The organism is Sphingomonas sp. HMP6 (genome assembly GCF_013374095.1).
In the GTDB taxonomy this organism is placed as follows: Bacteria; Pseudomonadota; Alphaproteobacteria; order Sphingomonadales; family Sphingomonadaceae; genus Sphingomonas.
This window is the reverse complement of record NZ_AP022672.1, coordinates 1,223,174-1,245,658: the sequence shown is the minus strand read 5'-3', so window position 1 is coordinate 1,245,658 and position 22,485 is coordinate 1,223,174. Positions and strand designations below refer to the sequence as shown.

Here is a 22,485-nt window from a genome sequence, read left to right as displayed (position 1 = left end):
AGAAAGAACTCCTGTTCCTGGCCCTCGGCGGGTCGGGCGAGATCGGCATGAACGTCAATCTCTATGGCTGTAACGGCAAATGGATGATGGTCGATTGCGGCATCACCTTCGCCGACCCGCAATATCCCGGCATCGACGTTATCCTGCCCGACTTGCAATTCATCGAGGAACGGCTCGACGATCTGGTCGGCATCGTGCTGACGCACGGGCATGAGGATCATATCGGCGCGTTGCCGTATCTGGCCGAGGATCTCGGCGTGCCGCTCTATGCCACCGCCTTCACCGCCGGCCTGATCCGCGGCAAGCTTGAGGAAGAGGGCAATGCCAACCGCGTCAAGCTGAAGGTCATCAAGCCCAATACTAAGTTCGATCTCGGCCCGTTCGGCGTGACGTTCGTCCCGCTGTCGCATTCGATCCCCGAAGCATCGGCGCTGCTGATCGACACGCCTTACGGCCGCATTTTCCACACCGGGGATTGGAAGCTCGATGCCGCGCCGGTGATCGGCCACCCCGCCACGCCCGACGAGCTTGAGGCGATCGGCAATCAGGGCATTCTCGCGCTCGTTTGCGATTCGACCAACGTGTTCAACGCCGAAGCGTCAGGTTCGGAAAGCGACGTGCTCTCCGGCCTGATGGACGTGATCAGCAAGGCCAAGGGCCGCGTGATGGTGACGTCGTTCGCGTCGAACGCGGCACGCCTCCACACGCTCGGCGTCGTCGCGCGCGAGACCGGGCGGCAGTTGAGCGTACAGGGCCGTTCGCTCGATCGCATCCTGAAGGTCGCGCGCGCAACCGGCTATCTCAAGGATTTCCCCGAGACGATCGACGCCGATGCCGCGATGCGCTTGCCGCGCGACAAGGTGCTGGTGGTGGCGACTGGCGGGCAGGGCGAGGACCGTGCGGCACTCGCGCGTGTTGCCAACGGTCAGCATCCGATCAGCCTGGACTCGGGTGATACCGTCGTCTTCTCCTCGAAGCAGATTCCCGGCAACGAAGTCGCGATCGGGCGGATTCAGAACCAATTGGCGGCCAAGGGCGTGATCATGATCACCGACCGCCAGGCGCACGTTCACGTGTCGGGCCATCCGGGTCGCCCCGAGTTGCTGCAAATGTATCGCTGGATGAAGCCTGAGCTGCTGATGCCGGTCCACGGCGAAATGCGGCACCTCATGGAGCAGGCGCGCTTTGGCTTGTCGGAAGGCGTGCCGCGCGCGCTGGTGCAGACCAATGGCGACATCGTGCGGCTTGCGCCGGGCGCGCCGACCAAGATCGGCAACGCCGCGGTCGGGCGGCTGGTGCTCGACGGCGACGTGATCCTGCCGGGGGATGGCCAGACGATCAACGAGCGCCGCAAGCTGGCGATCAACGGGCAGATTTCGGTTGCCGTGGCGATCGGTCAGCGTGGGCTGATCGGTACGCCGCAAGTCCGCATCCAGGGTATTCCGGTCGAGGAAGACCGTGAACCGTTCCTCGACGAGACGATCGATGCGGTGATCGCGGCGGTCAAGCAGGGCGGGCGCGGCAATGGCGGAAGCGACAAGCTGCGCGAGAACATCCGTCTGGCGGCGCGCAAGGTCGCGACGCGCTGGACCGGCAAGAAGCCCAATGTGGATGTGTTGTTGATCGAGGCTTGAACAATAACCTCCGTTCGCCCTGAGCCTGTCGAAGGGCCAGTGCTACCTCTGCCGTTTGTGTTGCCATGTGCTTCGACAAGCTCAGCACGAACGGGACATATGTAAGGCTGGACAAAAATGCGGTGGACTTCGGCGCTGGCGATCTATTTCCTATTTTGGGCCTTTTCGGTGTTCTTCGTCCTCCCATTCGGGGTGAAGACCAGCGACGAGGCCGGGGTGGAAAAGATCCCCGGCCAGGCCGAAAGCGCACCGCATGAATTCAAACCCGGGAAGATCGCGCTCCGCGTCACGATCGTCGCGACGATCCTGTGGGCGCTTTATATGTTGAACTTCACTTATGGCTGGGTGACGCCGCAGATGATCGACCCACTGGGGGCTTGGAACGGGGTCGATTATGCGGGGTAGGGGTTAGAGGTGCCCCTGAGTATGCGCACCCATCCCGTTCGGCCCCGGACTTGATCCGGGGTTGTCGAAGCCCCGCGCGCCACAACACAGGTTGAAAGTGTTGCACGCAGCCCTTCGACAAGCTCAGGGCGAACGGGTTAGGAAGGGCAGTAGCCCTTACCCCTCGTCGTCGGCGGGCTTGCTCTGCAGCTGGACGTAATTCTCGATTCCCATGCGGCTGATCATCTCGAATTGGCGTTCGAGCGTGTCGACATGCTCTTCTTCGCTGTCGAGGATGCGGCGGAACAGGTCGCGGCTGACATAGTCGCGGACCTTTTCGCTATGCTCGATCGCATCGCGCAGCAGCGGCAGCGCCTCCATTTCGAGCGCGAGATCAGCCTTGAGTACTTCCTCGACCGATTCGCCGATGCGCAGACGGCCGAGCATCTGGAAATTGGGCAAGCCGTCGAGGAACAGGATGCGTTCCGACAACCAGTCGGCGTGCTTCATTTCGTCGATCGATTCGTGGCGTTCGAACTCGGCGAGCTTGCGCACGCCCCAATGGTCGAACAGCCGGTAGTGCAGCCAATATTGATTGATCGCAGTGAGTTCGTTCTTGAGCGCCTCGTTGAGGAACTCGATGACCTTTGCATCGCCTTGCATGAATCGCCCTTTGTACGTGAAGGTATCCCGCGAGCTTATGCGACCGCACGCTCCGCGTCGATAATGCTGCGGGCAAAGGGCAGGCATTGTCCGCATTTTGGGCGCAGCCCGAGCGCGCGGTACGCTTGGCACGGCGTCGTCGATCCCTGGCGCGCGGCATCGCGAACGTCGCGTTCCCGAATTGCGTTACAGATGCAGACGACCATACGGCGCTCCTTTGCTCCGCAGACATCTAGCGCTAATGCGAATTGTTCGCAAGGTCTATTGCGTATCATTCGCAACTAAGTTCATTGCGACTTACGCGCGGTCACACCCGTGGCAGCATCGCAATCAGATCGGCGTTGGTCGGGCGGATCTTGTAGTCGGTTTCGACCGTCTTGCCCTTCACTGTGCCCGCGGCGTCGAGCAGGAGCGTAGTTGGGTAAGGTACGCCATAGGCGAAACTGTCCGCCGCATAGCGCGGATCGCGCAGCTTCAAAGCGTCGATCATCTTGCTGCCGGAGTCACTGTAAAGCGGAAAGCTCAGGCCCTGTTTCGCGGCGAAGGCCGCGAGATCGACCGGCGAATCATAACTGACCGCGATGAACCCGACGCCCTTCGCCTTGGCGGCGCCCGCGACCGTGCCGAGGCTCTTCAACTGACCCTGGCAGTATGGACACCATTTGGCCGAGCGGAATAGCACGACCATGATCGGCTTGCCGTGCGCGACCGCGGCGAGCGTGGTCTTGCGGCCGCTACTGTCGATCAGCGCGGCATCGATTGCGATCCGCGTGCCGATTGCGGGGCCAATCGCGGCGGGGGCGGCTGCGGGGGCCGATCGCGCATCGCCGATCGTGGCGGCCCCAGCCGATCCTAGCGCGAGCGCGACGGCGAGCGGTGCGCGGAAAGAGCGTGACGTCATGACAGGGTCCTTGCAGTTGGTACCCCGCTATATTCGCCTTCGACCGCCGTTACGTTACGCGGCCGGTGCGGTCGCGTCCCCCATCAGTTGCGGGAAGAACCCTTCATGTGCCGCGCGCAATTGATCAAGCGTCACGACATGGTCGTCATCGGGTAGCTCGAAGATGATCCGCCCGGCGATCGTGCGGCCGATCCGCTCGATTTCGACGCCTGCCGTGTCGGCTGCGGTGAGTGTATCGAGCAGCAGATGATCGGCGATGGTGGCGACGTACAGCCCCTGATCCTCGCCAAACAGCGAACACGCGACCCCGCATGGCAGCGGCGCGTGGAGCATCGCGCCGATATTTCCGGCGAGCGCCATTTCCGCAATCGTCACCGCGACGCCGCCGTCGGACACGTCGTGCACCGCGGTCAGCGCGCCATTGGCAATGTGCTTGCGGATGAACACGCCATTGCGACGCTCGGCCATCAGATCGACCGGCGGCGGCAGACCTTCCTCGCGGCCATGCACTTCGCGCAGCCATAGCGACTGGCCGAGATGGCCGCGGCGTTCGCCGATCAGGACGATGACGTCGCCTGTGCTCTTGAATGCGATCGTCGCGGACTTGGACCAATCCGGCAGCAGGCCGACCCCGCCGATCGCGGGGGTGGGCAGGATCGCCGAACCGCCGCCGGTCGCCTTGCTCTCATTGTAGAGCGAGACGTTACCCGACACGATCGGGAAATCGAGCGCGCGGCACGCATCGCCCATGCCGTCGAGGCAACCGGTGATCTGCGCCATGATCTCGGGCCGTTGCGGGTTGGCGAAGTTGAGGCAGTTGGTGACGGCAAGCGGCATCGCGCCGACCGCCGAGAGGTTGCGATAGCATTCGGCGATCGCTTGCTTGCCGCCTTCATAGGGATCGGCATAGCAATAGCGCGGGGTGCAATCGGTGCTCATTGCGAGCCCCTTTTGGGTGCCGTGGACGCGCACGACGGCGGCGTCGCCACCGGGGCGCTGGATCGTGTCGGCGCCGACTTGCGTGTCATATTGCTCCCAGATCCAGCGGCGCGAGGCGATGTCGGGCGAGGCCATCAGGGTGAGCAGATCGCCGGCGATGTCGCTCGCTTCGGGAATTTCGCCGAGCGGCGGAACCTTGGCCCACGCCTGATACTCTTCCTTGCTCGCGGAAGGGCGATCGTAGAGCGGCGCTTCATCCGCGAGCGGCGCAAGCGGGATATCGCACACGGTTTCGCCGTTGAATTTCAGGACCATATGACCGGTTTCTGTCACCGTCCCGATGACCGCGAAATCGAGTTCCCATTTGCGGAAGATCGCTTCGGCGAAATCCTCGCGGCCGGGCTTGAGGACCATGAGCATCCGCTCCTGGCTTTCGCTCAGCATCATTTCATACGGCGTCATGCCGGTTTCGCGCTGTGGCACGGCGTTCATGTTGAGTTCGATCCCGACGCCGCCCTTGCTCGCCATCTCGACTGCCGATGAGGTGAGGCCGGCCGCGCCCATATCCTGAATCGCGACGATCGCGTCGGATGCCATCAGTTCGAGGCACGCCTCGATCAGCAATTTCTCGGTGAACGGGTCGCCGACCTGCACCGTCGGGCGTTTCGATTCGGAATCTTCGCCAAAATCGGCCGAGGCCATCGTCGCGCCGTGGATGCCGTCGCGCCCAGTCTTGGAGCCGACATAGACGATCGAATTGCCGATGCCCGACGCGGCCGAATAGAAGATCTTGTCCTGCTGCGCGATGCCGACTGTCATCGCATTGACCAGGATGTTGCCGTCATAGGCCGGGTGGAAATTCACCTCGCCGCCAACGGTCGGCACGCCGACGCAATTGCCGTACCCGCCGATGCCGTGGACGACGCCCGCGATCAGATGGCGCATCTTGGGATGGTCGGGCCGCCCGAAACGCAGTGCGTTGAGGTTGGCGATCGGGCGCGCGCCCATCGTGAAGACGTCGCGCAAAATGCCGCCGACGCCGGTTGCGGCACCCTGATACGGCTCGATGTACGACGGATGGTTGTGGCTCTCCATCTTGAAGATCGCCGCCTGACCGTCGCCAATGTCGATCACACCGGCATTCTCGCCGGGGCCACAAATCACTTGCGGGCCAGTGGTTGGCAGCTTTTTCAAATGGATACGGCTGGATTTATAGCTGCAATGTTCGGACCACATGACCGAGAAGATACCCAGCTCGGTCAGATTGGGCTCGCGGCCCAGCGCGTGCAGGACACGCTCATATTCTTCCGGGGAAAGCCCGTGCTGGGCGACGATCTCAGGCGTGATTTCGGTCATGCCGCGGCTTTAGCGGGGTGGTTACGCTTCGTCACGCCCGTCTAGAGAATCTCGCGCACCTTTTCTGCCGGGCGGCACAAGCGGACGCCCATTTCGGTTTCGACCAGCGGTCGTTCGATCAGGGCGGGATGCTGCATCATCGCGTCGAGGATCGCAGAGTCGCTGGCGTCCTTCAGCGCGAGTTCGGCGCAAAGCTCGGCCGCCGGGCTGTTGCGGGTACGCAGACCTGCGCGCGCGGTGATCCCGGCGCGGGCGTACAGCGCAGCCAGCATCTCGCGCGTCGGTGGCGTCTTGAGATACTCGATGACCTTGATGTCGACGCCCGGCGTCTCGCGCAGGATCGCCAGTGCCGAGCGCGACGTCCCACAGGCCGGGTTATGCCAGATCGTTGCCTTCATCGAAGCGCATCCACGAAAGCCTTCAGATCCGCTGCGCTCTGGTCGGGGTGTTCCTCCATCGGCAGATGGCCGACGCCGGGATAGACGATCAGGCGGCTGCCCGGGATGCGGGCGTGGAGCCACTGCCCGGACGATACAGGGATGAGCTGGTCCTTCTCGCCCCACAGGATCAGCACCGGCAGTTTCAACGATGCCAATTGCGCGTCGGTCGCCCGGTCGGAGGGACGCGCGAAGCGGTCGAGCGTGGCTTCGCGGTTGCCGGGGTAGCGGAGCAATTCCCAATAGCGATCGACCATCGCGGCATCGGCGAGCTTGGGATTGCCGAACACGCCGGGCAGACTGTCGGCGATCATGCGGCGCGGGGTGATTTGCGCGGCGACGTTGCGCAGCACCGGTACGCGCGCGATGCGAAAGGCGAGCGGTGCCTTGCCATTGCCGGGCTCAGGCTGGCCGACCGAATCGATCAGCACGAGCGCGCGGACATGATCAGGGTGGGCCAGCGCATAATGCCACGCCACCCCGCCGCCCATCGAATTGCCAGCCAGTACGATATGATCAATGCCGAGCTTCGCGCGGATCCGCTCGACGACGCCGACATAGGCGGCTGCGCTGTAATCCCGCGTCGGGCTGGCCCCGGTCAGGCCGTGGCCGGGCAAGTCCATGCGGATGATGCGGTAGGTCTTGCCGAGCCGGTCCGCCCAGGGCTCCCACGTCTGGAGCGACGCGTTCGATCCGTGGACCAGCACCAGCGCCGGCGCATCGCGCGGACCGGTGTCGCGCAGATGCACCGTCAACCCGCCGCCCAGATCGACGAATTGTGACGGCGGCGTGCCGTATTTCGCGCGCATCGCGGCGGGATCGGTATCGGGCGTGCGCAACCACAGGAATGCGATGACGAGGATCGCGATCAGGCCGAGCACGATATAGCCAAGGACGCGCAGCACGCTCAATCCTCCTGCCGCGCCAGCCATTCCTCGAGCCATTTGATCGTATAGTTCCCGGCGAGGAAGTCGGGATCCTCGATCAAGGCTTGATGCAGCGGGATCGTGGTCTTCATGCCATCGATCACGAATTCCTCCAGCGCACGGCGCAACCGCCGGATCGCGCCCTGGCGGGTGGTGCCGTAAACGATCAGCTTTGCGATCATCGAATCGTAATAAGGCGGCACGCGGTAGCCGGCGTACAGCCCGCTATCGACGCGCACATTCATCCCGCCGGGCGCGTGGAATTGCTTCACCAAGCCGGGCGAGGGGGCGAAGGTGCGCGGGTCCTCGGCGTTGATGCGGCATTCGATCGCATGGCCGCGGAACTGCACGTCTTCCTGCCGCAGCGTCAGCGGATGCCCCTCGGCGATGCGGATCTGCTCGCGCACCAGATCGAGCCCGGTGATCGCCTCGGTCACGGGATGCTCGACTTGCAGGCGCGTGTTCATCTCGATGAAGAAGAACTCGCCATTTTCCCACAGGAATTCGATCGTCCCCGCGCCGCGATAGCCCATGTCGGCCATCGCCTTGGCGCAGATGCCGCCCATCCGCGCGCGGTCTTCCTCGCCCAGCACGGGCGAGGGGGCCTCCTCCAGCACCTTCTGGTGCCGACGCTGGAGCGAGCAGTCGCGCTCGCCGAGATGGATCGCATTGCCCTGGCCGTCGCCGAACACCTGGAATTCGATATGGCGCGGGTTGCCGAGGTACTTTTCGAGATAGACCGTCGCATCGCCGAACGCGGCTTTGGCCTCGCTCCCGGCTTGCTGCATCTGCGTCTCGAGGTCGGCCTCAGATGTGCAGACCTTCATGCCGCGCCCGCCGCCGCCCGATGCCGCCTTGATGATGACGGGATAGCCCGCCTCAGCGGCGATCGCCTTGGCTTCGGTGATATCGCTGATCGGCCCAGCCGACCCCGGCACCAGCGGCAGGCCGAGCGCGCCGGCGCTCCGCTTCGCCTCGATCTTGTCGCCCATCGTGCGGATATGTTCGGGCTTCGGCCCGACGAAGATGATATCGTGCGCTTCGACGATCTCGGCGAATTTGGCGTTTTCGCTCAGGAAACCGTAGCCGGGATGGATCGCATCGGCGCCCGAAATCTCGGCGGCCGAGATGATGTTGGGGATGTTGAGGTAGCTCTCGGTCGCCGATGGCGGCCCGATGCAGATCGCCTGATCGGCGAGCCGCACGTGCATCGCATCGCTATCGGCCGTCGAATGCACCGCGACCGTCTGGATGCCCATTTCATGGCACGCGCGGTGGATGCGCAGCGCGATCTCGCCGCGATTGGCGATCAGGAGCTTTTTGATCTCGGCCATATTACTCTACGACAACCAGCGGTTGGTCGAATTCGACCGGCTGGCCGCTGGTGACCAGAACCATCTTCACGACACCGGCATTGGGCGCGAGGATCGGGTTCATCACCTTCATCGCCTCGACGATCAGCAACGTATCGCCCGCCGCGACGGTGTCGCCGACGTTCACGAACACCTTGGCCTCCGGGTTCGGCGACAGATAGGCGGTGCCGACCATCGGCGATTTCACTGCATTGGCAGCGGAGGGTGCAGCGGCGGGTGGCGGCGCGCCGAGTTCGGTCGGTGCGACCATCGGCGCGGCGACCGGCGCGGGGGCATATTGCACCGCCTGCGCGACCGCAGCGGCCTTGCGCGCGATGCGGATTTTGCGCCCGCCATCCTCGACCTCGATTTCGGTCAGGCTGGTATCGTCGAGCAATTGTGCGAGTTGGCGCACCAGATCGACGTCGATCCGCATTGCGTCCTGATGTTTGTCTTCGGCCATGCGACCCTAAACTCCCCTTATTCGGCGTCCGTCCTGTCAGAGTCGCGCGGCGGCTTCAAGCGCCAGCAGATAGGAAAGCGCGCCAAAACCGCTGATCGAACCGTGCGCGACGGGGGAGATACGGCTGACGTGGCGAAAGGCCTCGCGCGCGTGCGGGTTCGACAGGTGCACTTCGATGACCGGCGTGCAGATCGCCCGACATGCATCGTACAGCGCGATCGAGGTGTGGGTGTAGGCCCCGGCGTTGAGGATCACCGCCTTGGCGGGCAGCGCCTGCGCCTCGTGTAGCCAGTCGATCAGATGGCCTTCGTGATTCGATTGCCGCAGGTCGATGCCGAAGCCGAGTTCGCGCGCGCGATCCTCTAGCTGACCGGCAATGTCGTCGAGCGTATCGTGGCCGTAAATCTCCGGCTCGCGCGTGCCGAGCAGATTGAGGTTCGGGCCGTTGAGGACGAAGATCGTATCTGGGATCGTTTGGGTCATCTCGCTCGCTTTTGGTTGCGGGGTATCCGCCCGCGCCTATATCGCGTTTGGTCACCTTATCCGCTCGTGTCGAGCGAAGTCGAGACACAGGCCGCTCGGACTGGCTTCTCGACTTCGCTCGAAGCGAACGGCAGGTGGGGGCGCGCAGGAAAGGTCAGCAGTTGCACACCGACGGAACCCTCTCGATCCAGGTCAATGGCGAGCACCGCCGCGTTCGCTCGGGCATGAGCCTGGCCGACCTTGCAGCCGATCTCGGCCTCGCGCCCGAAAAGGTCGCGGTCGAGCGCAATCTGTCGGTCGTGCCGCGCTCCACGCTGGGTCAAGTGATGGTCGAGGACGGCGACCAGATCGAGATCGTGCATTTCGTCGGCGGCGGCTGACACGCTGTGCTCCTGCGACGGCAGGAGCGTAGGATTGCGGGCGTCGCACTCGCGGCCAGGGTTCCTGCCTTCGCAGGAACACAAAGTTTAAGCTGGAATTTCAAATGAATATCGCCACCCCGATCGTTGCCGCCGACACCTGGACCGTTGCGGGCCGCACGTTTCGCTCGCGCCTCATTGTCGGCACCGGAAAATATAAGGATTTCGCGCAGAACGCCGCCGCGCTGGAGGCATCGGGTGCCGAGATCGTCACCGTCGCGGTGCGCCGCGTCAACGTGTCGGACCGCAATGCGCCGATGCTGACCGATTTCATCGATCCCAAGAAGGTCACCTATCTGCCCAATACCGCCGGATGTTTCGATGCCGAATCGGCGATTCGCACGTTGCGCCTGGCGCGCGAGGCGGGCGGCTGGGATTTGGTGAAGCTCGAAGTGCTGGGTGAGGCGCGCACGCTCTACCCCGACATGGTCGAGACGCTGCGCGCGACCGAAATCCTCGCCAAGGAAGGCTTCCTGCCGATGGTTTACTGCGTCGATGATCCGATCGCGGCGAAGCGGCTGGAGAATGTCGGTGCGGTCGCGATCATGCCGCTCGGCGCGCCGATCGGCTCGGGCCTCGGCATTCAGAACCGCGTGACGATTCGTCTGATCGTCGAGGGCGCGAAGGTGCCGGTGTTGGTCGACGCCGGCGTCGGCACCGCGTCGGAGGCCGCGCAGGCGATGGAGCTTGGCTGCGACGGCGTGCTGATGAACACTGCCATTGCCGAGGCCAAGGACCCGGTGATGATGGCCGCCGCGATGAAGGCTGGGGTCGAAGCCGGACGCCTCGCGTATCTGGCGGGTAGAATGGGGCGGCGGATGTACGCCGATCCGTCGAGCCCGCTCGCCGGACTGATCTGAGCGCCGCGCGTAACCGGCGGCCCCGCTGGGCCGAACAGGAGGGATGATGCACCTTTCCCGCGCGCTCGCTTTGTTTCTTGCTGTGGCTGCCGTCTCCGGCTGCGACGGGGCCGCGCCGGTCCAAAATCCCGCGGCGCCGTTCGTCGCGCCGTCGCGCGCGTTGACGCTGAAAGCGCAGGACGGCGTAACCGTCTATGCCCGGCTTTACCCGGCCGAGCGCACCAAGGCGGTAATCCTGCTGTTCCACCAGGCCGGATCGAGCAAAGATGAATATGCGACGATCGCACCGCGGCTGGTGGCGGCAGGCTACACCGCGCTGGCGATCGATCAGCGCGCGGGCGGGGGGCTGTATGGCCCCAATGAAACCGCCGGGCATGTCACCGGCAAGCCCGACTATCTCGACGCCGCGCAGGATCTGCAGGCAGCGGTCGATTGGGCAAGTGTGCAAAATGTGCCCTTGATCGTCTGGGGCAGCAGCTATTCCGCGGCGCTGGTGTTCCCGATCGCAGCCAAAAATACGTTCAAGATCAAGGGTGTGCTGGCCTTTTCTCCCGGTGAGTATTTCGCTGAAAAGCATTTGGTCGAAGCCGCCGCGGCGCGCCTTACGGTGTCGGTGTACCTGACCTCTGCCCCCGATGCCGAGGAAGTGGCAGCGGCCAAGGCGGTTTCAGGTGCGCTGCCGCCGGGTCTCGTAACGCGCTACGTACCGACCGACGGGGTTCATGGCTCGTCGACGCTCATCGCCGCCAAGGACCCCAAGGGTGCGGAGACCAACTGGCTGCCGGTGCTGTCCTTCCTGAAGAAAGTCGCGCCGTAAAGGCTCGCGGAACCGCTTGGTCTTTCGACCGTTCTTTATCCCATGAGTAGGAGATACCGGATCGCGGTATCGCTCGGAACCGAAAGGATATTTTCCATGGGTGAACTCGTCGACAAGATCAAAGGCAACGTCAACGAAGCGGTTGGCAAGGCCAAGCAGCACAGCGACAATCCTGACACGCAGGCGGACGGTGCCGCGCAGGAACTGAAGGGCAAGGCCCAGCAGACTGCTGGCAAGGTCAAGGGCGCGCTCGGCGACGATATCTGAGCCGACCGACCTGGTTAGAAAGGGCCGTCCCGGGCAACCGGGACGGCCTTTTTCATGGGTCGAACCGCACCACGCATTCGAACAGGCAAATATCGTTTGCTGCGGTACGCTCGCGCCAGGTCGGTCTGGCCGAGACGGCGTCGCCGAATTGCGGGTTGATATACGCGAGCAGGATCGGGCGCGACGGGTCTTGTGCCTTCGCCGCCTCCAGCCGGTCCAAACAGCCGCGCAGAATCGCCGCCCCGAACGAATTGTAGAGATAGCAAAACAGCGCGCCTGCAGGCGGTGCATAATCCGCGGCGTTCCCCTGCCAGAATTCGGGTAGCACCTTTGCCCCGCCGCGCTGCACGAAGATGGTGCTGTTGGCCTCTGCGATGTCCGTCAGCAGCGCCGAATATTCGACTCCGATCGCACGCGCGAACGGCTTGGCGGCAGCGAGCAGCACAACGCGGCCTTTGCCGCAGCCATAATCAATGAAGGCGTAATCCGCGGGGTCGATCCCGGCGAGCGCGACGGCCTCATCGAGAACATGGGCACCACTTGCCTGATAATGGAAGCTGTCGTTTTTCAGGGTTACCGGAAAATCGAGCGCGTTCATGCCGATCTGGCGGCTGGTATCGGTGCCCCATTGCCGGTCGAACGCCTGATCCGCCCGCGTCGCCGCGCGTGCGGCCGGGGTCACACGCTTCATCAGCGCAAGGCCGGTCTTCACCGCCGCTTGCCCCAATTGCGCGGGCGATCGACCGGCAAGACCTTGCTTTAACCTGGCCAGATAGGACGAAGTGATTGGTTGGGGCACTACACGCTCGAAATAGAAGGGCCGAATACTGTCCCTTCGCCTATCACGGGCCCTGCTGAAGTAAAATTAACGCGCGCGGCTATTGCACGCCAAACTGCAATAGAAACACTTTAGGTTCGCCGCGCAATACTTCGCAATAATGCGATCACGCGCCGCGGATCTGGCTGATGGTGGTCCCAGCGGTGATCACCTCGATGTCGGTCTTGAGATGGAGCAACCGTACGCCCGGTTCGGCCATAGCGCGCGCGAGCGCCGGGGCGAAGTCGGCGGTCGTCTCGACCGTCTCGGCCCAGCAGCCATAGGCGCGGCCGAGCGCGGCGAAATCCGGGTTCTGCAACCGCGTGCCGCTGATCCGGCCCGGATATTCGCGTTCCTGGTGCATGCGGATCGTGCCGTAGCCGCTATTGTCGATCACCAGCACCAGCATGTTCGCGCCGTGCGCGACGGCGGTGGCGAGTTCCTGCCCGTTCATCAGGAAACACCCGTCCCCCGCGAGCGCGACGACGGTGCGATCCGGGTGGCGGAGCGCGGCAGCGGTGGCGGCGGGGACGCCGTAGCCCATCGCGCCTGCGGTGGGGGCGAGTTGCGTGCCATAACCGCCGTAGCGCCAGTAGCGGTGCCACCAGCCCGAATAATTGCCCGCGCCGTTGCAGATGATACTGTCGGCGGGAAGCTGCCCGCGCATCGCGGCTACGCAGAGCCCGAGGTCGAGGGTAACGCCCTCGCGCGGGGCGGGGGTGGACCAGGCGAGGTATTCGGCATGGGCAGCCGCGCCGCCCTCGTGGCTTCGGGTCTCGGTCGTACCGAGTTCCAAGCCCTTACAAAACTGCGTGACATCGCTGCAGATGGCGATATCCGCACGATACGCGCTATTGAGTTCTGTCGGGTCAGGGTGGACGTGAATGAGGGTCTGACCGGGGTGCTCGGGCGTGATGAGCGTGTAGCCGTCGGTGGTCGCCTCTCCGAGGCGCGCACCAATCACCAGAACGACATCGGCACTGCGAACGCGCTCGACTAGTCGAGGATTGGGTCCATATCCAAGATTGCCGGCATATGTAGTACAATCGTTCGGGACTGCATCCTGACGACGGAAGGCCGCAATCACGGGCAATCCACGATCGCTCGCCGCCTTTGCCGCATATTCTGCTGTTTCAGAAGTCCATCCGGCTCCCCCGATAATCGCGACGGGCGCTTTCGCCTCATTGATAAGGCGTTCTGCTTCTAGCCACTCGACGACATCGGTATCGATTACGACCCGCTCCACCCGCGGCCGATCCACCGCCACAACCTCGTCCAGCAGCATATCCTCGGGCAGCGCCAGCACGACCGGCCCCGGCCGTCCGCTCATCGCGACGTTCCAGGCGCGGGCGATATATTCGGGGATGCGGCGGGCGTCGTCGATCTTGGCGGCCCATTTGGCGATGGGACCGAACATCGCGGGGAAATCGATTTCCTGAAACGCCTCGCGGTCCTTCGTGCCGCGATCGACATCGCCGATGAACAGCACCATCGGCTGGCTGTCCTGCATCGCGACGTGGACGCCTATGCTCGCATTGGTCGCGCCCGGCCCGCGTGTGACGAACGCCACGCCGGGCCGCCCGGTCAGCGCGCCATCGGCGCACGCCATGAAGCCGACCCCGCCTTCCTGCCGACACACCACCAGATCGATTTCGGGCGTGTCGTGCAGCGCGTCGAGCACCGCGAGGAAGCTTTCGCCGGGGACGGTGAAGATCCGGTCGCAGCCCTGCGCGACAAGCTGATCGACGAGGATACGCCCGCCGGTGCGGGGAAGGGGGGAGGTGGTCATGGCCTCGGTTTCTAGCGGGGGATGCGGGGCTTGGGTAGCGTCAACCCTTGCCCTCCACCTTCCCCTCGCTCCACCCCGGCGGAGGCCGGTGCCCAGTCGCGGAGGTGGATGCTGTCGGGGACAGAGCTCACCTACTGAAGCTGCGTAACTGGGCCCCGGCTTCCGCCGGGGTGGAGCGATAGGCGTGAAACGTCGGAATTTCTTACAAAGCGCCGCGACGGCGCGGCGCGTTAACCACTCAACCTCGCCGAAATCCGCGCTTCACCAAAACTGGCACGCGGGATGCAAAACTCAAGTCACGCCGAGCGGTAACCGCTTCAGCAGGGCGGGCCAGCGCTTTCAGTCTCGCGCAGGCCCGCCCGACCCGGCTTTTCGATATTCCAAAGCATAAGCGGTGCTCCGGCGCAGGCCGGAGCCCTGGGAAACGCGCGCTGTCCTTGGTAACCCAGCGCTCCGGCCTCCGCCGGAGCACTGAAGAGCTCAATTCCCGGTCTTGACGCCTTGCTCTTCCAGTAACGTCGCCAGCTCACCGCTCTCGTACATCTCCATCATGATGTCCGATCCGCCGACGAATTCGCCCTTCACATAGAGCTGCGGAATGGTCGGCCAGTCGGAGAATTGCTTGATCCCCTGGCGCACGCCCTGGTCCTGCAACACGTCGACGCTGTCGAACTCCGCGCCAAGATGATTGAGGATCGCAATCGCACGGCTCGAAAAACCGCATTGCGGGAACAGCGGGCTGCCCTTCATGAACAGCAAAACGTCGCTCTTGCCGACCAATTCGGCGATACGGACCTGGTCTGGATCGGTGCTCATCTCTTCACTCCTGCGGTACGGCGGTGGACAGTTGCAGCGCGTGGAGTACGCCGCCCATCCGGTCGCCAAGCGCGGCATAGACCGCGCGTTGTTGTTTCAGCCGGGGCATTCCCCGAAAGCTCTCGGCGGTGACGCGCGCCGCCCAATGGTCGCCGTCGCCCGCCAGATCGGTCATCTCGACCGTTGCATCGGGGATGCCCGCCACGATCAGCGCGACGATTTCATCGCCTGCCATCGGCATTATTCGGAGCTCATCAATTGGCGGCGCGCCTCGACCGTCTGCTCCTCGATCGCGCGGCGAATCGCGGCTTCGTCGATCGTCACGCTGGCGGCAGTCAAGTCACTGACCAGCTTGCGAATCACGTCCTCGTCACCGGCTTCCTCGAAATCGGCCTGGACGACGGCGGTGGCATAGGCGTCGGCTTCTTCCTTGGTGAGGCTCATCAAACCCGCCGCCCATTGCCCGAGCAGCCGGTTGCGCCGCGCGGTGATGCGGAACGCCACTTCCTCGTCGCGGGCGAATTTGGTTTCGAAGGCGCGCTCGCGATCGTCGAAGGTGCTCATGTAACGGTCCCCTGGGGCAATTCGATTGTCGCGCCTGAGATAAGCGCGCGCGACCGGCTACGCAACGCCCAGTGCGCCTGTCGCGCAAAACCAATCCTGCACCATCCGAAACGCTTGGTTGAGCGTAGCTGAATTGTCGCGAGCCGTTATAGCGGCGGATCGAGTAGCGATTTGGGATGTTACCGCAAGCATGGCGACAGTGCCCGACCGACCTGCGCGCAATCGCCTTCTCCGCCGCAGCGATGCGGCCGATCTCGTGCGCTCGCTGCCCGAGGCGCACCGCACGCTGAAGGTGTGGGAAACGGGCGACGCCAAGCGCTCGCGCTGGCGGCAGTGGCTGGGCTTCGCCGGGCCGGGCTTCATGGTTTCGGTCGGCTATATGGACCCGGGCAATTGGGGGACCGATCTCGCCGGCGGCAGCCAGTTCGGCTACGCGCTGCTGTGGGTGATTCTCGCGTCGAACCTGATGGCGATCTTCCTCCAGATCCTCTGCGCGCGGCTCGGCATCGTCACCGGGCGTGACCTCGCGCAATCGTGCCGCGATTATTACCCAAGGCCCGTCGCGATCGCTTTGTGGCTGCTCTGCGAGATCGCGATCATCGCGTGCGATCTGGCGGAGGTGGTCGGCTCGGCGGTGGCGCTCAACCTGTTGCTGGGCATTCCCCTCGTCTGGGGTGTCATCATCACCGGCGTCGATGTGCTGATCCTGCTGATGCTGATCAATTGGGGCTTTCGCAAGATCGAGGCGGTGGTGATGACGCTGGTCGCGACGATCGCGGCGTGCTTCGCCTATACGATCTGGCTGGCCAAGCCCGATTGGAGCGCAGTCGCGCTGGGGGCGATCTCACCGAACATCCCGAATACCGCAGCGCTGCTGATCTCGCTCGGCATCCTCGGCGCGACGGTGATGCCGCACAATCTGTATCTCCATTCCTCGATCGTGCAGACCCGCGCGTTCGGCAAGGGCAAGCGTGACGTCAAGGCGGCACTCGCCTTCAACACGGTCGATACCGTGCTGGCGCTGGGGGCGGCTTTCTTCGTCAATGCGGCGATCCTGGTGCTGGCCGCCGCCGTATTCTATCGCAGCGGCGTGGTGGTCGATGATCTCCGCCAGGCGCACGAACTGCTACGCCCCGCACTCGGCGGTGTCGCGGCGACGGCGTTTGCGGTCGCGCTGCTCGCCTCGGGCCAGTCGAGCACGATCACCGGCACGCTCGCCGGGCAGATCGTGATGGAGGGCTTCCTGCGCATCCGCATCGCGCCGTGGCTGCGGCGACTGGTAACGCGCGGTATTGCGATCGTGCCGGCATTGGTGGTGATCTCCGCGACCGGCGGCAAGGATACCGTTGAGTTGCTGGTGATCAGCCAGGTCGTGCTGTCGATGCAGCTCCCCTTCGCGATCTTCCCGCTGATGATGGTGACGAGCTCACGGCTGCGGATGGGGGACTATGCCAATCCGTGGTGGGTGAAGCTGCTGGGCTACGCGATCTGCACGGTGATCGCGGGGCTCAACGTGTATTTGCTGTGGGAGACGATCGGGCCGGTTTGGGTTTGTGCGGGCGTGGCGGCGATGCTTGGGTTCGCGGTGTGGGTGCGGTTCGGGTGGCGGGGGCAGGGCCAAGCAGAAGCTGGCTAATGGGGACGAGCGGTTTCGCCCCTTCGCGGCCACCGACGCCACGGCTTAGTCTCTGACGATCGGGTACCATGCCTGTCCGGCTGGTTACGAAAACGGAGCGAATGCCGAAAGCCCGAAGTATGTTGGACTGTGTCGATCGAGCCCGATCATGTTGAAGTCATTGATGAAGCGGGGCACACGTCTGATACGGCTAAATCCGGCATGGCAGGCGTGGCGATTGAGACCGACGAGACAGCTCCAACAGGTCGCCTCACCCTTGCTTGACAGCGATCCTAGCTGGGTCCAATGCCCCCGAAGGGGGGCTATATGATCTGTGATGACCGGTAGTGCTTTTTCACGCGGCAGTCAGTCACCGCAGAGCCTGCTGTCGAGGTATTCCGTTCTCCGGTCCAACGCGGCGCTCGGTTATGGCGTCGGCTTTGTTGCGTTCATACCCGCGCTCGCTCTTCGCTTCTCGCTCGACGCGGCGATCCCTCAATTTCCATTCATCACATTCATTCCTGCAGTCGTAATATCTGCGTTTTTGGCTGGTTCTCGTGCGGGTGCGTTCTGCGCAGCGCTATCCGTTCTGTCGGCCTGGTACTGGTTTGTTGACCCAGCGGTACCGTTCTCTATTAGCTTTAATGCAATTGTCGGACTATGCTTGTTCGGCTTTATTATCGGTGTGGACATTGCCATCATTGAGGTTGCAGCAAGAGCTGTTGACCGCCTCACGGATCAGGAGGCGCAGCTTAATACTATCGTTGAAACAGTACCCCTTGGCCTGATCATGGCTGAGTTCCCCTCTGGCAATATTGTGGGAGGGAACAAGTATGTCGAGCAGCTGCTAGGGCATCCTATACGCGACTTACCTAACATCCAAAGCTATAGCGAATGGGTATCCTTTAACGAAGATGGTTCACGCGTAGACGCGACCGAGTATCCGTTCGTCGCGATGATGCTTCGCGGGGAGGAGAACCCTAGCATCGATATTCAATATCAGCGCGGGGATGGCTCTAAAACATGGACCCGGATCTTGGCACGGCCCGTGAAGGACGTCAGAGGAATTGTCACCGGCGGAGTCGCCGCCTTAATTGACATCGACGAGCAGCATAGAAACCGAATAGCCTTAAAAGAAGCGCTGCACGCCAAGGAACTACTTCTCTATGAGGTAAACCATCGTGTTAAGAATAGCCTTCAGCTCGTTAATTCATTTCTGCTGATAGAGGCATCAAAGATTGTTAACAGCGAAGCCTGCTCGGCCGTCATGGCCGCCCGAGATAAAATTAACTTGATCGCTCGTGTTCATCACCTTCTTTATAAAAGTGGAACTCACGAAAATGTCGATTTGAAAAATGCTCTTGAAGAAATTATACATGATTTGATTGCCTCGGCAGGAAGAAGCGACGTAGAATTGGAATTGTGCTTCTCTGGTGATTTTATGATAAATATTCGGCAAGCGAGTCCGCTCGTTCTGGTTTTTAACGAGATCGTGACCAACGCATTGAAGTACGGTCTGGGTTCGGACAATCCGAAGTTAACGGTTTCGGCCGTTAACACTAGCGACGAGATGACGCTGTTGATCAGGGACAACGGCCCTGGCATTGCTGCGTCAACGGCCGAGAAAAAGCCTGGCATGGGAAGCCAAATTCTCGAAGGCCTCGTATCTCAGATGCGCGGCAAACTAGTCATCCACAGCGATTGCTCTGGGACAGAAGTCGTCTTGACGGTGCCGGCCTATCCTCAGTCAGCTGACCAAAAGGACGCGATGTAATGAAGATCTTGCTTGTCGAAGACGAGTTTATCGTGGCCACGGCTCTAAAGATTTTGCTAGAGATAATGGGCCATGAAGTCGTAGGCATTGCGGATGATGTAGTTTCGGCGGTACATCAGTCCCAGAGTACGCATCCACAACTCGCATTTTTCGATATGCAGCTGGCAAATGGCGCTTCCGGGCTCGACGCGGCTGCCGAACTTCAAAAGAGCGGGGTCCTCTGCATATTTTTTACCGGCAACCCACCAGGAGGACCAAGACCCGATCTTGCACTCGGCTGTTTGCCGAAGCCGTGTACTGACAAAGCTCTGGCAGGCGCCATTAAAATTGCGGAGGCGGTCATCGAAGGATTGCCGTTACCGCCAACGCCGCTTGGTCTTGAACTTTACCGACGTTGACGTTTCTGCGAGACAAAGGTGACCCATAATACGGCGGCGACGGCCTGCAATTCTTTGCGACGCGGGCCGCACGCGTTAAGCAAAGCGCTCCAACAAGTCGGTGTGAATGTTCGCTTTCCATTAACCACGGAAATGCCGCCTGTCCTACGCACGGCGGTCATGTCAGTCTCGGCACCCGCCCTTTCCAACCGTCGATTTTTTCTCCGATGTGCACACCTGGAAAGGGCGTAGATGTTGCGACCTTCGCGAATTTTGCCACAATAATAGGCATCGACGCCGTGCATCAACCGTCGTTTGCGCGACTTTCGAGGGACTTCTCGCGACTGCCCGGAACAGCGCTACGCCGCCACTTCCACCACCAGTTTCCCGATTGCGCCCCGCGCCGCCATCTTGGCGATCGCCTTGCCGCCATCCTCGAACGCAAACGTCTCGGTGACGCGCGGGGCGATCTTGCCGTCTTTCCACAGGCGGAACAGGCGGTCGATGTGCGCGCGGTTCGCCTCCGAGTCGCGTGCGGCAAACGCACCCCAGAACACGCCGCACACGTCGCACGACTTCAGCAACGTCAAATTGAGCGGCAGGCGCGGGATGCCGGCCGGGAAGCCGACGACGAGGTAGCGCCCCTCCCATCCGATCGAGCGCAGCGCCGGTTCGGCATAATCGCCGCCGACCGGATCGTAGATCACGTCGTACCCCGTCTTGCCGCCCGCCGCTTTGAATTGCTCGGCGAGCGCCTTGGACTGGTCCTTGTCGAACGGGGCGCGGGCGTAGACGATTGTGTCGTCGGCCCCGGCGTCGCGCGCGGCCTGCGCTTTTTCCTCGGACGAGACGGCGGCGACGACGCGCGCGCCGAACGCCTTGCCGAGTTCGATCGCGGCGAGGCCAACGCCGCCCGCAGCCCCGAGCACCAGCAAGGTCTGCCCCTCGGCGAGATGCCCGCGGTCGAGCAAGGCGTGGATCGTCGTGCCATAGGTCAGCAGCAGCGCCGAGCCCTCGGCGAAGGTGCGCCCCTCGGGCAGCTTGAACAAAGCGGCGGCGGGGAGGGCGATCTTCTCGACCAGCCCGCCCGATCCCGTCGTCGCGATCACGCGGTCGCCGACGGCCCAGTCGGTCACGCCGTCACCGACGCTCTCGATCACACCCGAAATCTCGCTGCCCGGTGCGAACGGCCGCGGCGGCTTGAACTGGTATCTGTCCTCGATGATCAGCACGTCGGGATAGTTGATCGAGCACGCCTTGACCGCGACGACGACCTGGCCTGGCCCCGCCACCGGATCGGGCAGCTCATCCAGAACTAGAGTTTCAGGTCCGCCCGCTGCTTTCGACAGAAGTGCCCGCATGTGCCTGTTCTCCGCTTATCCACGGCCGGTGTGTCGCTACCCCGGCTTCGTATTTCGAAATCTGGGTATCCCTTGCCAGTGTCAGACCGATCTCGTCCAGCCCTTCCATCAGGCATTGGCGACGGAATGCGTCGAGTTCGAAGGTGAAGCGGTCCTGAAACGGGGTGGTGACGGTCATCGTCTCGAGATCGACGCTGATCGGCTGGTCCTGCGCGACCTCCAGCAGCCGGTCGATCGCTTCTTGCGGCAGCACGACGGTGACGATCCCGTTCTTGAAGGCGTTGCCCGAAAAGATGTCGGAAAAGCTCGGCGCGATCACGGCCTTGATCCCCATGTCGCCGAGCGCCCAGGCGGCATGTTCACGGCTCGACCCGCAACCGAAATTGTCGCCTGCGATCAGGATCGGTGATCCGGCATAGCGCGGATCGTCGAAGATGTTGGCCGGATCGGCGCGCACCGTCTCGAACGCGCCCTTGCCGAGCCCCTCGCGTGTGATCGTCTTGAGCCAATGCGCGGGGATGATGACGTCGGTGTCGACGTTCTTCTGGCCCCACGGATAGGCCTTGCCGGAGACTTGGGTGACCGGTTCCATCATTCGGCCCAATTCGGGAAGGAGGGCAGCTTGGCGATATCGCGCGGGTCGTGCTGGATGATGACGGTCGCTTTCAAATTCCTGGCCAATCCCTTGAAGCGTTCGATCGCGGCGATGCTGTCGGCGCGGTTGGTGTTGAAGCCGGGCACGCCGTCGCTGTCATAATTCTCCTGGAAATGCGCGACATCGCCGGTCAGCAGCACATTGCCCTTGCCCGCGAGATGGACGAGCAGGCCATGATGACCCGGCGTGTGCCCCGGCAAATCGAGCATCGTCACGCTGCCATCGCCGAACACATCCTTGTCGCCGCTGACCGGGTCCGACTTGGCCGTGCCGTCGATCCACGGCGCGAGCGGAACCTTGCTGGTGCCGGGCGCTCCGGCCTTCAACGCATCGAAATCGCCCCTGCCGATCAGCAGCGTCGCACCGGGGAAAGCGGCGGCCTGACCGATATGGTCGAAATGATAATGGCTGATGCCGATCTTCGAAATTTGCTCGGGCTTCACCCCGACTGCTGCGAGTTGCTCGACGATCGTGGCGGTGACGGTCGCGTCCATCGGCGCCTTGGGGTCGATCGGCTTGCCCTTCATCGCGGCGGGCAGGCCGGTGTCCCACAGCATGTACGCGTCGCCATGCTTGATCAGATAGCAGCTCGATGTCAGCCGCTTGCTCTGCCCGACATACGCGCGCGTGTCGGAGAATTGATCGAGATTGTTCGCGGCCACGGTGCCGCAATCGAGCCGCATCAGTTTGACCGGCGCGGGCGCTGTCGGCGCGGCGGTCTGGGCCATCAGGACGGTTGCAGCGACGGTCGCGAACAGCAGTTTTTTCATGAGGGTGTCTCCAGGATCGCCGCGTGATACCCGAGCACCTCGCGCG

Annotated in this window: 24 protein-coding genes and 1 pseudogene; 8 read left to right on the top strand and 17 right to left on the bottom strand. The window is 63.0% G+C overall.

The genetic code is table 11. From position 1 onward, the window contains the following. The first annotated feature begins 47 nt into the window (after positions 1-47). On the top strand, positions 48-1,634 hold the full coding sequence (locus HMP06_RS06325; protein WP_176498394.1) for a ribonuclease J: 1,587 nt from the start codon (positions 48-50) through the stop codon (positions 1,632-1,634). Positions 1,635-1,751: 117 nt separating this feature from the next. Next, on the top strand, positions 1,752-2,039 hold the full coding sequence (locus HMP06_RS06320) for a DUF1467 family protein (protein WP_176496326.1): 288 nt from the start codon (positions 1,752-1,754) through the stop codon (positions 2,037-2,039). A 156-nt stretch (positions 2,040-2,195) separates the two neighbouring features. Here HMP06_RS06320 and bfr read toward each other — a convergent pair whose 3' ends face one another. The 9 genes from bfr to aroQ form a co-directional block, all read right to left on the bottom strand. Then, the gene (bfr, locus tag HMP06_RS06315) at positions 2,196-2,681 is read right to left on the bottom strand and encodes a bacterioferritin (protein WP_176496325.1); all 486 of its coding nucleotides are present in this window, start codon (positions 2,679-2,681) and stop codon (positions 2,196-2,198) included. A gap of 35 nt (positions 2,682-2,716) precedes the next feature. Further along, entirely contained in the window at positions 2,717-2,887 is a 171-nt protein-coding gene (locus HMP06_RS06310; RefSeq protein ID WP_176496324.1) for a (2Fe-2S)-binding protein, read from the bottom strand. Between the two features lie 101 nt (positions 2,888-2,988). After that, positions 2,989-3,582: a peroxiredoxin family protein gene (locus HMP06_RS06305; protein WP_176496323.1), complete on the bottom strand. Its 594-nt coding sequence runs from the start codon at positions 3,580-3,582 to the stop codon at positions 2,989-2,991. A 54-nt stretch (positions 3,583-3,636) separates the two neighbouring features. Next, on the bottom strand, positions 3,637-5,877 hold the full coding sequence (gene purL, locus HMP06_RS06300) for a phosphoribosylformylglycinamidine synthase subunit PurL (RefSeq protein ID WP_176496322.1): 2,241 nt from the start codon (positions 5,875-5,877) through the stop codon (positions 3,637-3,639). Positions 5,878-5,918: 41 nt separating this feature from the next. Beyond that, positions 5,919-6,275 (bottom strand): arsenate reductase family protein, encoded by a 357-nt coding sequence (locus HMP06_RS06295; RefSeq protein ID WP_176496321.1) that lies wholly within the window; start codon positions 6,273-6,275, stop codon positions 5,919-5,921. Beyond that, positions 6,272-7,219, bottom strand: coding sequence for an alpha/beta fold hydrolase (locus HMP06_RS06290; protein ID WP_332103025.1), 948 nt, complete (start codon positions 7,217-7,219; stop codon positions 6,272-6,274). The genes HMP06_RS06295 and HMP06_RS06290 overlap by 4 nt, the downstream gene beginning before the upstream one ends. A 2-nt stretch (positions 7,220-7,221) precedes the next feature. Further along, the gene (gene accC / locus HMP06_RS06285; RefSeq protein ID WP_176496320.1) at positions 7,222-8,574 is read right to left on the bottom strand and encodes an acetyl-CoA carboxylase biotin carboxylase subunit; all 1,353 of its coding nucleotides are present in this window, start codon (positions 8,572-8,574) and stop codon (positions 7,222-7,224) included. 1 nt (position 8,575) lies between these two features. Continuing rightward, a complete protein-coding gene (gene accB, locus HMP06_RS06280; protein ID WP_176496319.1) occupies positions 8,576-9,055 on the bottom strand; it encodes an acetyl-CoA carboxylase biotin carboxyl carrier protein in 480 nt (159 codons plus the stop codon). Between the two features lie 36 nt (positions 9,056-9,091). After that, on the bottom strand, positions 9,092-9,526 hold the full coding sequence (gene aroQ, locus HMP06_RS06275) for a type II 3-dehydroquinate dehydratase (protein WP_176498392.1): 435 nt from the start codon (positions 9,524-9,526) through the stop codon (positions 9,092-9,094). Positions 9,527-9,699: 173 nt separating this feature from the next. Here aroQ and thiS point away from each other — a divergent pair. The 3 genes and pseudogenes from thiS (at position 9,700) to HMP06_RS06255 (ending at position 11,901) form a co-directional block, all read left to right on the top strand. Then, positions 9,700-10,817: pseudogene (gene thiS, locus HMP06_RS06265) on the top strand (sulfur carrier protein ThiS). Between the two features lie 43 nt (positions 10,818-10,860). Further along, positions 10,861-11,634, top strand: coding sequence for an alpha/beta hydrolase (locus HMP06_RS06260; RefSeq protein ID WP_232089886.1), 774 nt, complete (start codon positions 10,861-10,863; stop codon positions 11,632-11,634). A 96-nt stretch (positions 11,635-11,730) separates the two neighbouring features. Further along, on the top strand, positions 11,731-11,901 hold the full coding sequence (locus tag HMP06_RS06255) for a CsbD family protein (protein ID WP_176496317.1): 171 nt from the start codon (positions 11,731-11,733) through the stop codon (positions 11,899-11,901). Between the two features lie 52 nt (positions 11,902-11,953). On the opposite strand, the gene HMP06_RS06250 is transcribed toward HMP06_RS06255, so the two are convergent. From HMP06_RS06250 to HMP06_RS06230, 5 genes are all read right to left on the bottom strand, one after another. Then, entirely contained in the window at positions 11,954-12,700 is a 747-nt protein-coding gene (locus HMP06_RS06250) for a class I SAM-dependent methyltransferase (RefSeq protein ID WP_176496316.1), read from the bottom strand. A gap of 145 nt (positions 12,701-12,845) precedes the next feature. Beyond that, positions 12,846-14,507, bottom strand: a complete 1,662-nt coding sequence (locus HMP06_RS06245; RefSeq protein ID WP_176496315.1) for a thiamine pyrophosphate-binding protein — start codon at positions 14,505-14,507, stop codon at positions 12,846-12,848. 480 nt (positions 14,508-14,987) lie between these two features. Further along, a complete protein-coding gene (gene grxD, locus HMP06_RS06240; RefSeq protein WP_176496314.1) occupies positions 14,988-15,323 on the bottom strand; it encodes a Grx4 family monothiol glutaredoxin in 336 nt (111 codons plus the stop codon). Between the two features lie 4 nt (positions 15,324-15,327). Next, the gene (locus HMP06_RS06235) at positions 15,328-15,564 is read right to left on the bottom strand and encodes a BolA/IbaG family iron-sulfur metabolism protein (RefSeq protein WP_176496313.1); all 237 of its coding nucleotides are present in this window, start codon (positions 15,562-15,564) and stop codon (positions 15,328-15,330) included. Next, the gene (locus tag HMP06_RS06230; RefSeq protein WP_176496312.1) at positions 15,564-15,887 is read right to left on the bottom strand and encodes a DUF1476 domain-containing protein; all 324 of its coding nucleotides are present in this window, start codon (positions 15,885-15,887) and stop codon (positions 15,564-15,566) included. Before HMP06_RS06230 ends, HMP06_RS06235 begins: the two co-directional genes overlap by 1 nt. A gap of 190 nt (positions 15,888-16,077) precedes the next feature. Here HMP06_RS06230 and HMP06_RS06225 point away from each other — a divergent pair, with 190 nt between their 5' ends. The 3 genes from HMP06_RS06225 to HMP06_RS06215 all read left to right on the top strand — a co-directional run bounded on the left by HMP06_RS06225 (position 16,078) and on the right by HMP06_RS06215 (position 19,674). After that, positions 16,078-17,523 carry an Nramp family divalent metal transporter gene (locus HMP06_RS06225; RefSeq protein ID WP_176496311.1) on the top strand — a complete coding sequence of 482 codons (1,446 nt, stop codon included), beginning with the start codon at positions 16,078-16,080 and terminating at the stop codon, positions 17,521-17,523. A 316-nt stretch (positions 17,524-17,839) separates the two neighbouring features. Then, a complete protein-coding gene (locus HMP06_RS06220; RefSeq protein WP_176496310.1) occupies positions 17,840-19,276 on the top strand; it encodes a sensor histidine kinase in 1,437 nt (478 codons plus the stop codon). Next, positions 19,276-19,674 (top strand): response regulator, encoded by a 399-nt coding sequence (locus tag HMP06_RS06215; RefSeq protein ID WP_176496309.1) that lies wholly within the window; start codon positions 19,276-19,278, stop codon positions 19,672-19,674. Before HMP06_RS06220 ends, HMP06_RS06215 begins: the two co-directional genes overlap by 1 nt. Before the next feature lie 338 nt (positions 19,675-20,012). On the opposite strand, the gene HMP06_RS06210 is transcribed toward HMP06_RS06215, so the two are convergent. Genes HMP06_RS06210 through HMP06_RS06200 form a run of 3 tightly spaced genes read right to left on the bottom strand, consistent with a single transcriptional unit; the run spans position 20,013 to position 22,439 of the window. Further along, positions 20,013-21,014, bottom strand: a complete 1,002-nt coding sequence (locus tag HMP06_RS06210) for an NADPH:quinone oxidoreductase family protein (protein ID WP_176496308.1) — start codon at positions 21,012-21,014, stop codon at positions 20,013-20,015. Beyond that, positions 20,977-21,606 carry a 3-isopropylmalate dehydratase small subunit gene (gene leuD / locus HMP06_RS06205; protein WP_176498390.1) on the bottom strand — a complete coding sequence of 210 codons (630 nt, stop codon included), beginning with the start codon at positions 21,604-21,606 and terminating at the stop codon, positions 20,977-20,979. The genes HMP06_RS06210 and leuD overlap by 38 nt, the downstream gene beginning before the upstream one ends. Continuing rightward, positions 21,606-22,439 (bottom strand): N-acyl homoserine lactonase family protein, encoded by an 834-nt coding sequence (locus HMP06_RS06200; protein WP_176496307.1) that lies wholly within the window; start codon positions 22,437-22,439, stop codon positions 21,606-21,608. Before HMP06_RS06200 ends, leuD begins: the two co-directional genes overlap by 1 nt. Positions 22,440-22,485 lie beyond the last annotated feature (46 nt).

What these genes read in the sequence shown, in the direction of transcription:
- HMP06_RS06325 (WP_176498394.1), top strand. Translation starts at nt 48, where the DNA reads ATGAACGTCAATCTCTATGGCTGTAACGGCAAATGGATGATGGTCGAT.
- HMP06_RS06320 (WP_176496326.1), top strand. Translation starts at nt 1,752, where the DNA reads ATGCGGTGGACTTCGGCGCTGGCGATCTATTTCCTATTTTGGGCCTTT.
- bfr (WP_176496325.1), bottom strand. Translation starts at nt 2,681, where the DNA reads ATGCAAGGCGATGCAAAGGTCATCGAGTTCCTCAACGAGGCGCTCAAG.
- HMP06_RS06310 (WP_176496324.1), bottom strand. Translation starts at nt 2,887, where the DNA reads ATGGTCGTCTGCATCTGTAACGCAATTCGGGAACGCGACGTTCGCGAT.
- HMP06_RS06305 (WP_176496323.1), bottom strand. Translation starts at nt 3,582, where the DNA reads ATGACGTCACGCTCTTTCCGCGCACCGCTCGCCGTCGCGCTCGCGCTA.
- purL (WP_176496322.1), bottom strand. Translation starts at nt 5,877, where the DNA reads ATGACCGAAATCACGCCTGAGATCGTCGCCCAGCACGGGCTTTCCCCG.
- HMP06_RS06295 (WP_176496321.1), bottom strand. Translation starts at nt 6,275, where the DNA reads ATGAAGGCAACGATCTGGCATAACCCGGCCTGTGGGACGTCGCGCTCG.
- accC (WP_176496320.1), bottom strand. Translation starts at nt 8,574, where the DNA reads ATGGCCGAGATCAAAAAGCTCCTGATCGCCAATCGCGGCGAGATCGCG.
- accB (WP_176496319.1), bottom strand. Translation starts at nt 9,055, where the DNA reads ATGGCCGAAGACAAACATCAGGACGCAATGCGGATCGACGTCGATCTG.
- HMP06_RS06260 (WP_232089886.1), top strand. Translation starts at nt 10,861, where the DNA reads ATGATGCACCTTTCCCGCGCGCTCGCTTTGTTTCTTGCTGTGGCTGCC.
- HMP06_RS06255 (WP_176496317.1), top strand. Translation starts at nt 11,731, where the DNA reads ATGGGTGAACTCGTCGACAAGATCAAAGGCAACGTCAACGAAGCGGTT.
- HMP06_RS06245 (WP_176496315.1), bottom strand. Translation starts at nt 14,507, where the DNA reads ATGACCACCTCCCCCCTTCCCCGCACCGGCGGGCGTATCCTCGTCGAT.
- grxD (WP_176496314.1), bottom strand. Translation starts at nt 15,323, where the DNA reads ATGAGCACCGATCCAGACCAGGTCCGTATCGCCGAATTGGTCGGCAAG.
- HMP06_RS06235 (WP_176496313.1), bottom strand. Translation starts at nt 15,564, where the DNA reads ATGCCGATGGCAGGCGATGAAATCGTCGCGCTGATCGTGGCGGGCATC.
- HMP06_RS06230 (WP_176496312.1), bottom strand. Translation starts at nt 15,887, where the DNA reads ATGAGCACCTTCGACGATCGCGAGCGCGCCTTCGAAACCAAATTCGCC.
- HMP06_RS06225 (WP_176496311.1), top strand. Translation starts at nt 16,078, where the DNA reads ATGGCGACAGTGCCCGACCGACCTGCGCGCAATCGCCTTCTCCGCCGC.
- HMP06_RS06220 (WP_176496310.1), top strand. Translation starts at nt 17,840, where the DNA reads ATGACCGGTAGTGCTTTTTCACGCGGCAGTCAGTCACCGCAGAGCCTG.
- HMP06_RS06215 (WP_176496309.1), top strand. Translation starts at nt 19,276, where the DNA reads ATGAAGATCTTGCTTGTCGAAGACGAGTTTATCGTGGCCACGGCTCTA.
- HMP06_RS06210 (WP_176496308.1), bottom strand. Translation starts at nt 21,014, where the DNA reads ATGCGGGCACTTCTGTCGAAAGCAGCGGGCGGACCTGAAACTCTAGTT.
- leuD (WP_176498390.1), bottom strand. Translation starts at nt 21,606, where the DNA reads ATGGAACCGGTCACCCAAGTCTCCGGCAAGGCCTATCCGTGGGGCCAG.
- HMP06_RS06200 (WP_176496307.1), bottom strand. Translation starts at nt 22,439, where the DNA reads ATGAAAAAACTGCTGTTCGCGACCGTCGCTGCAACCGTCCTGATGGCC.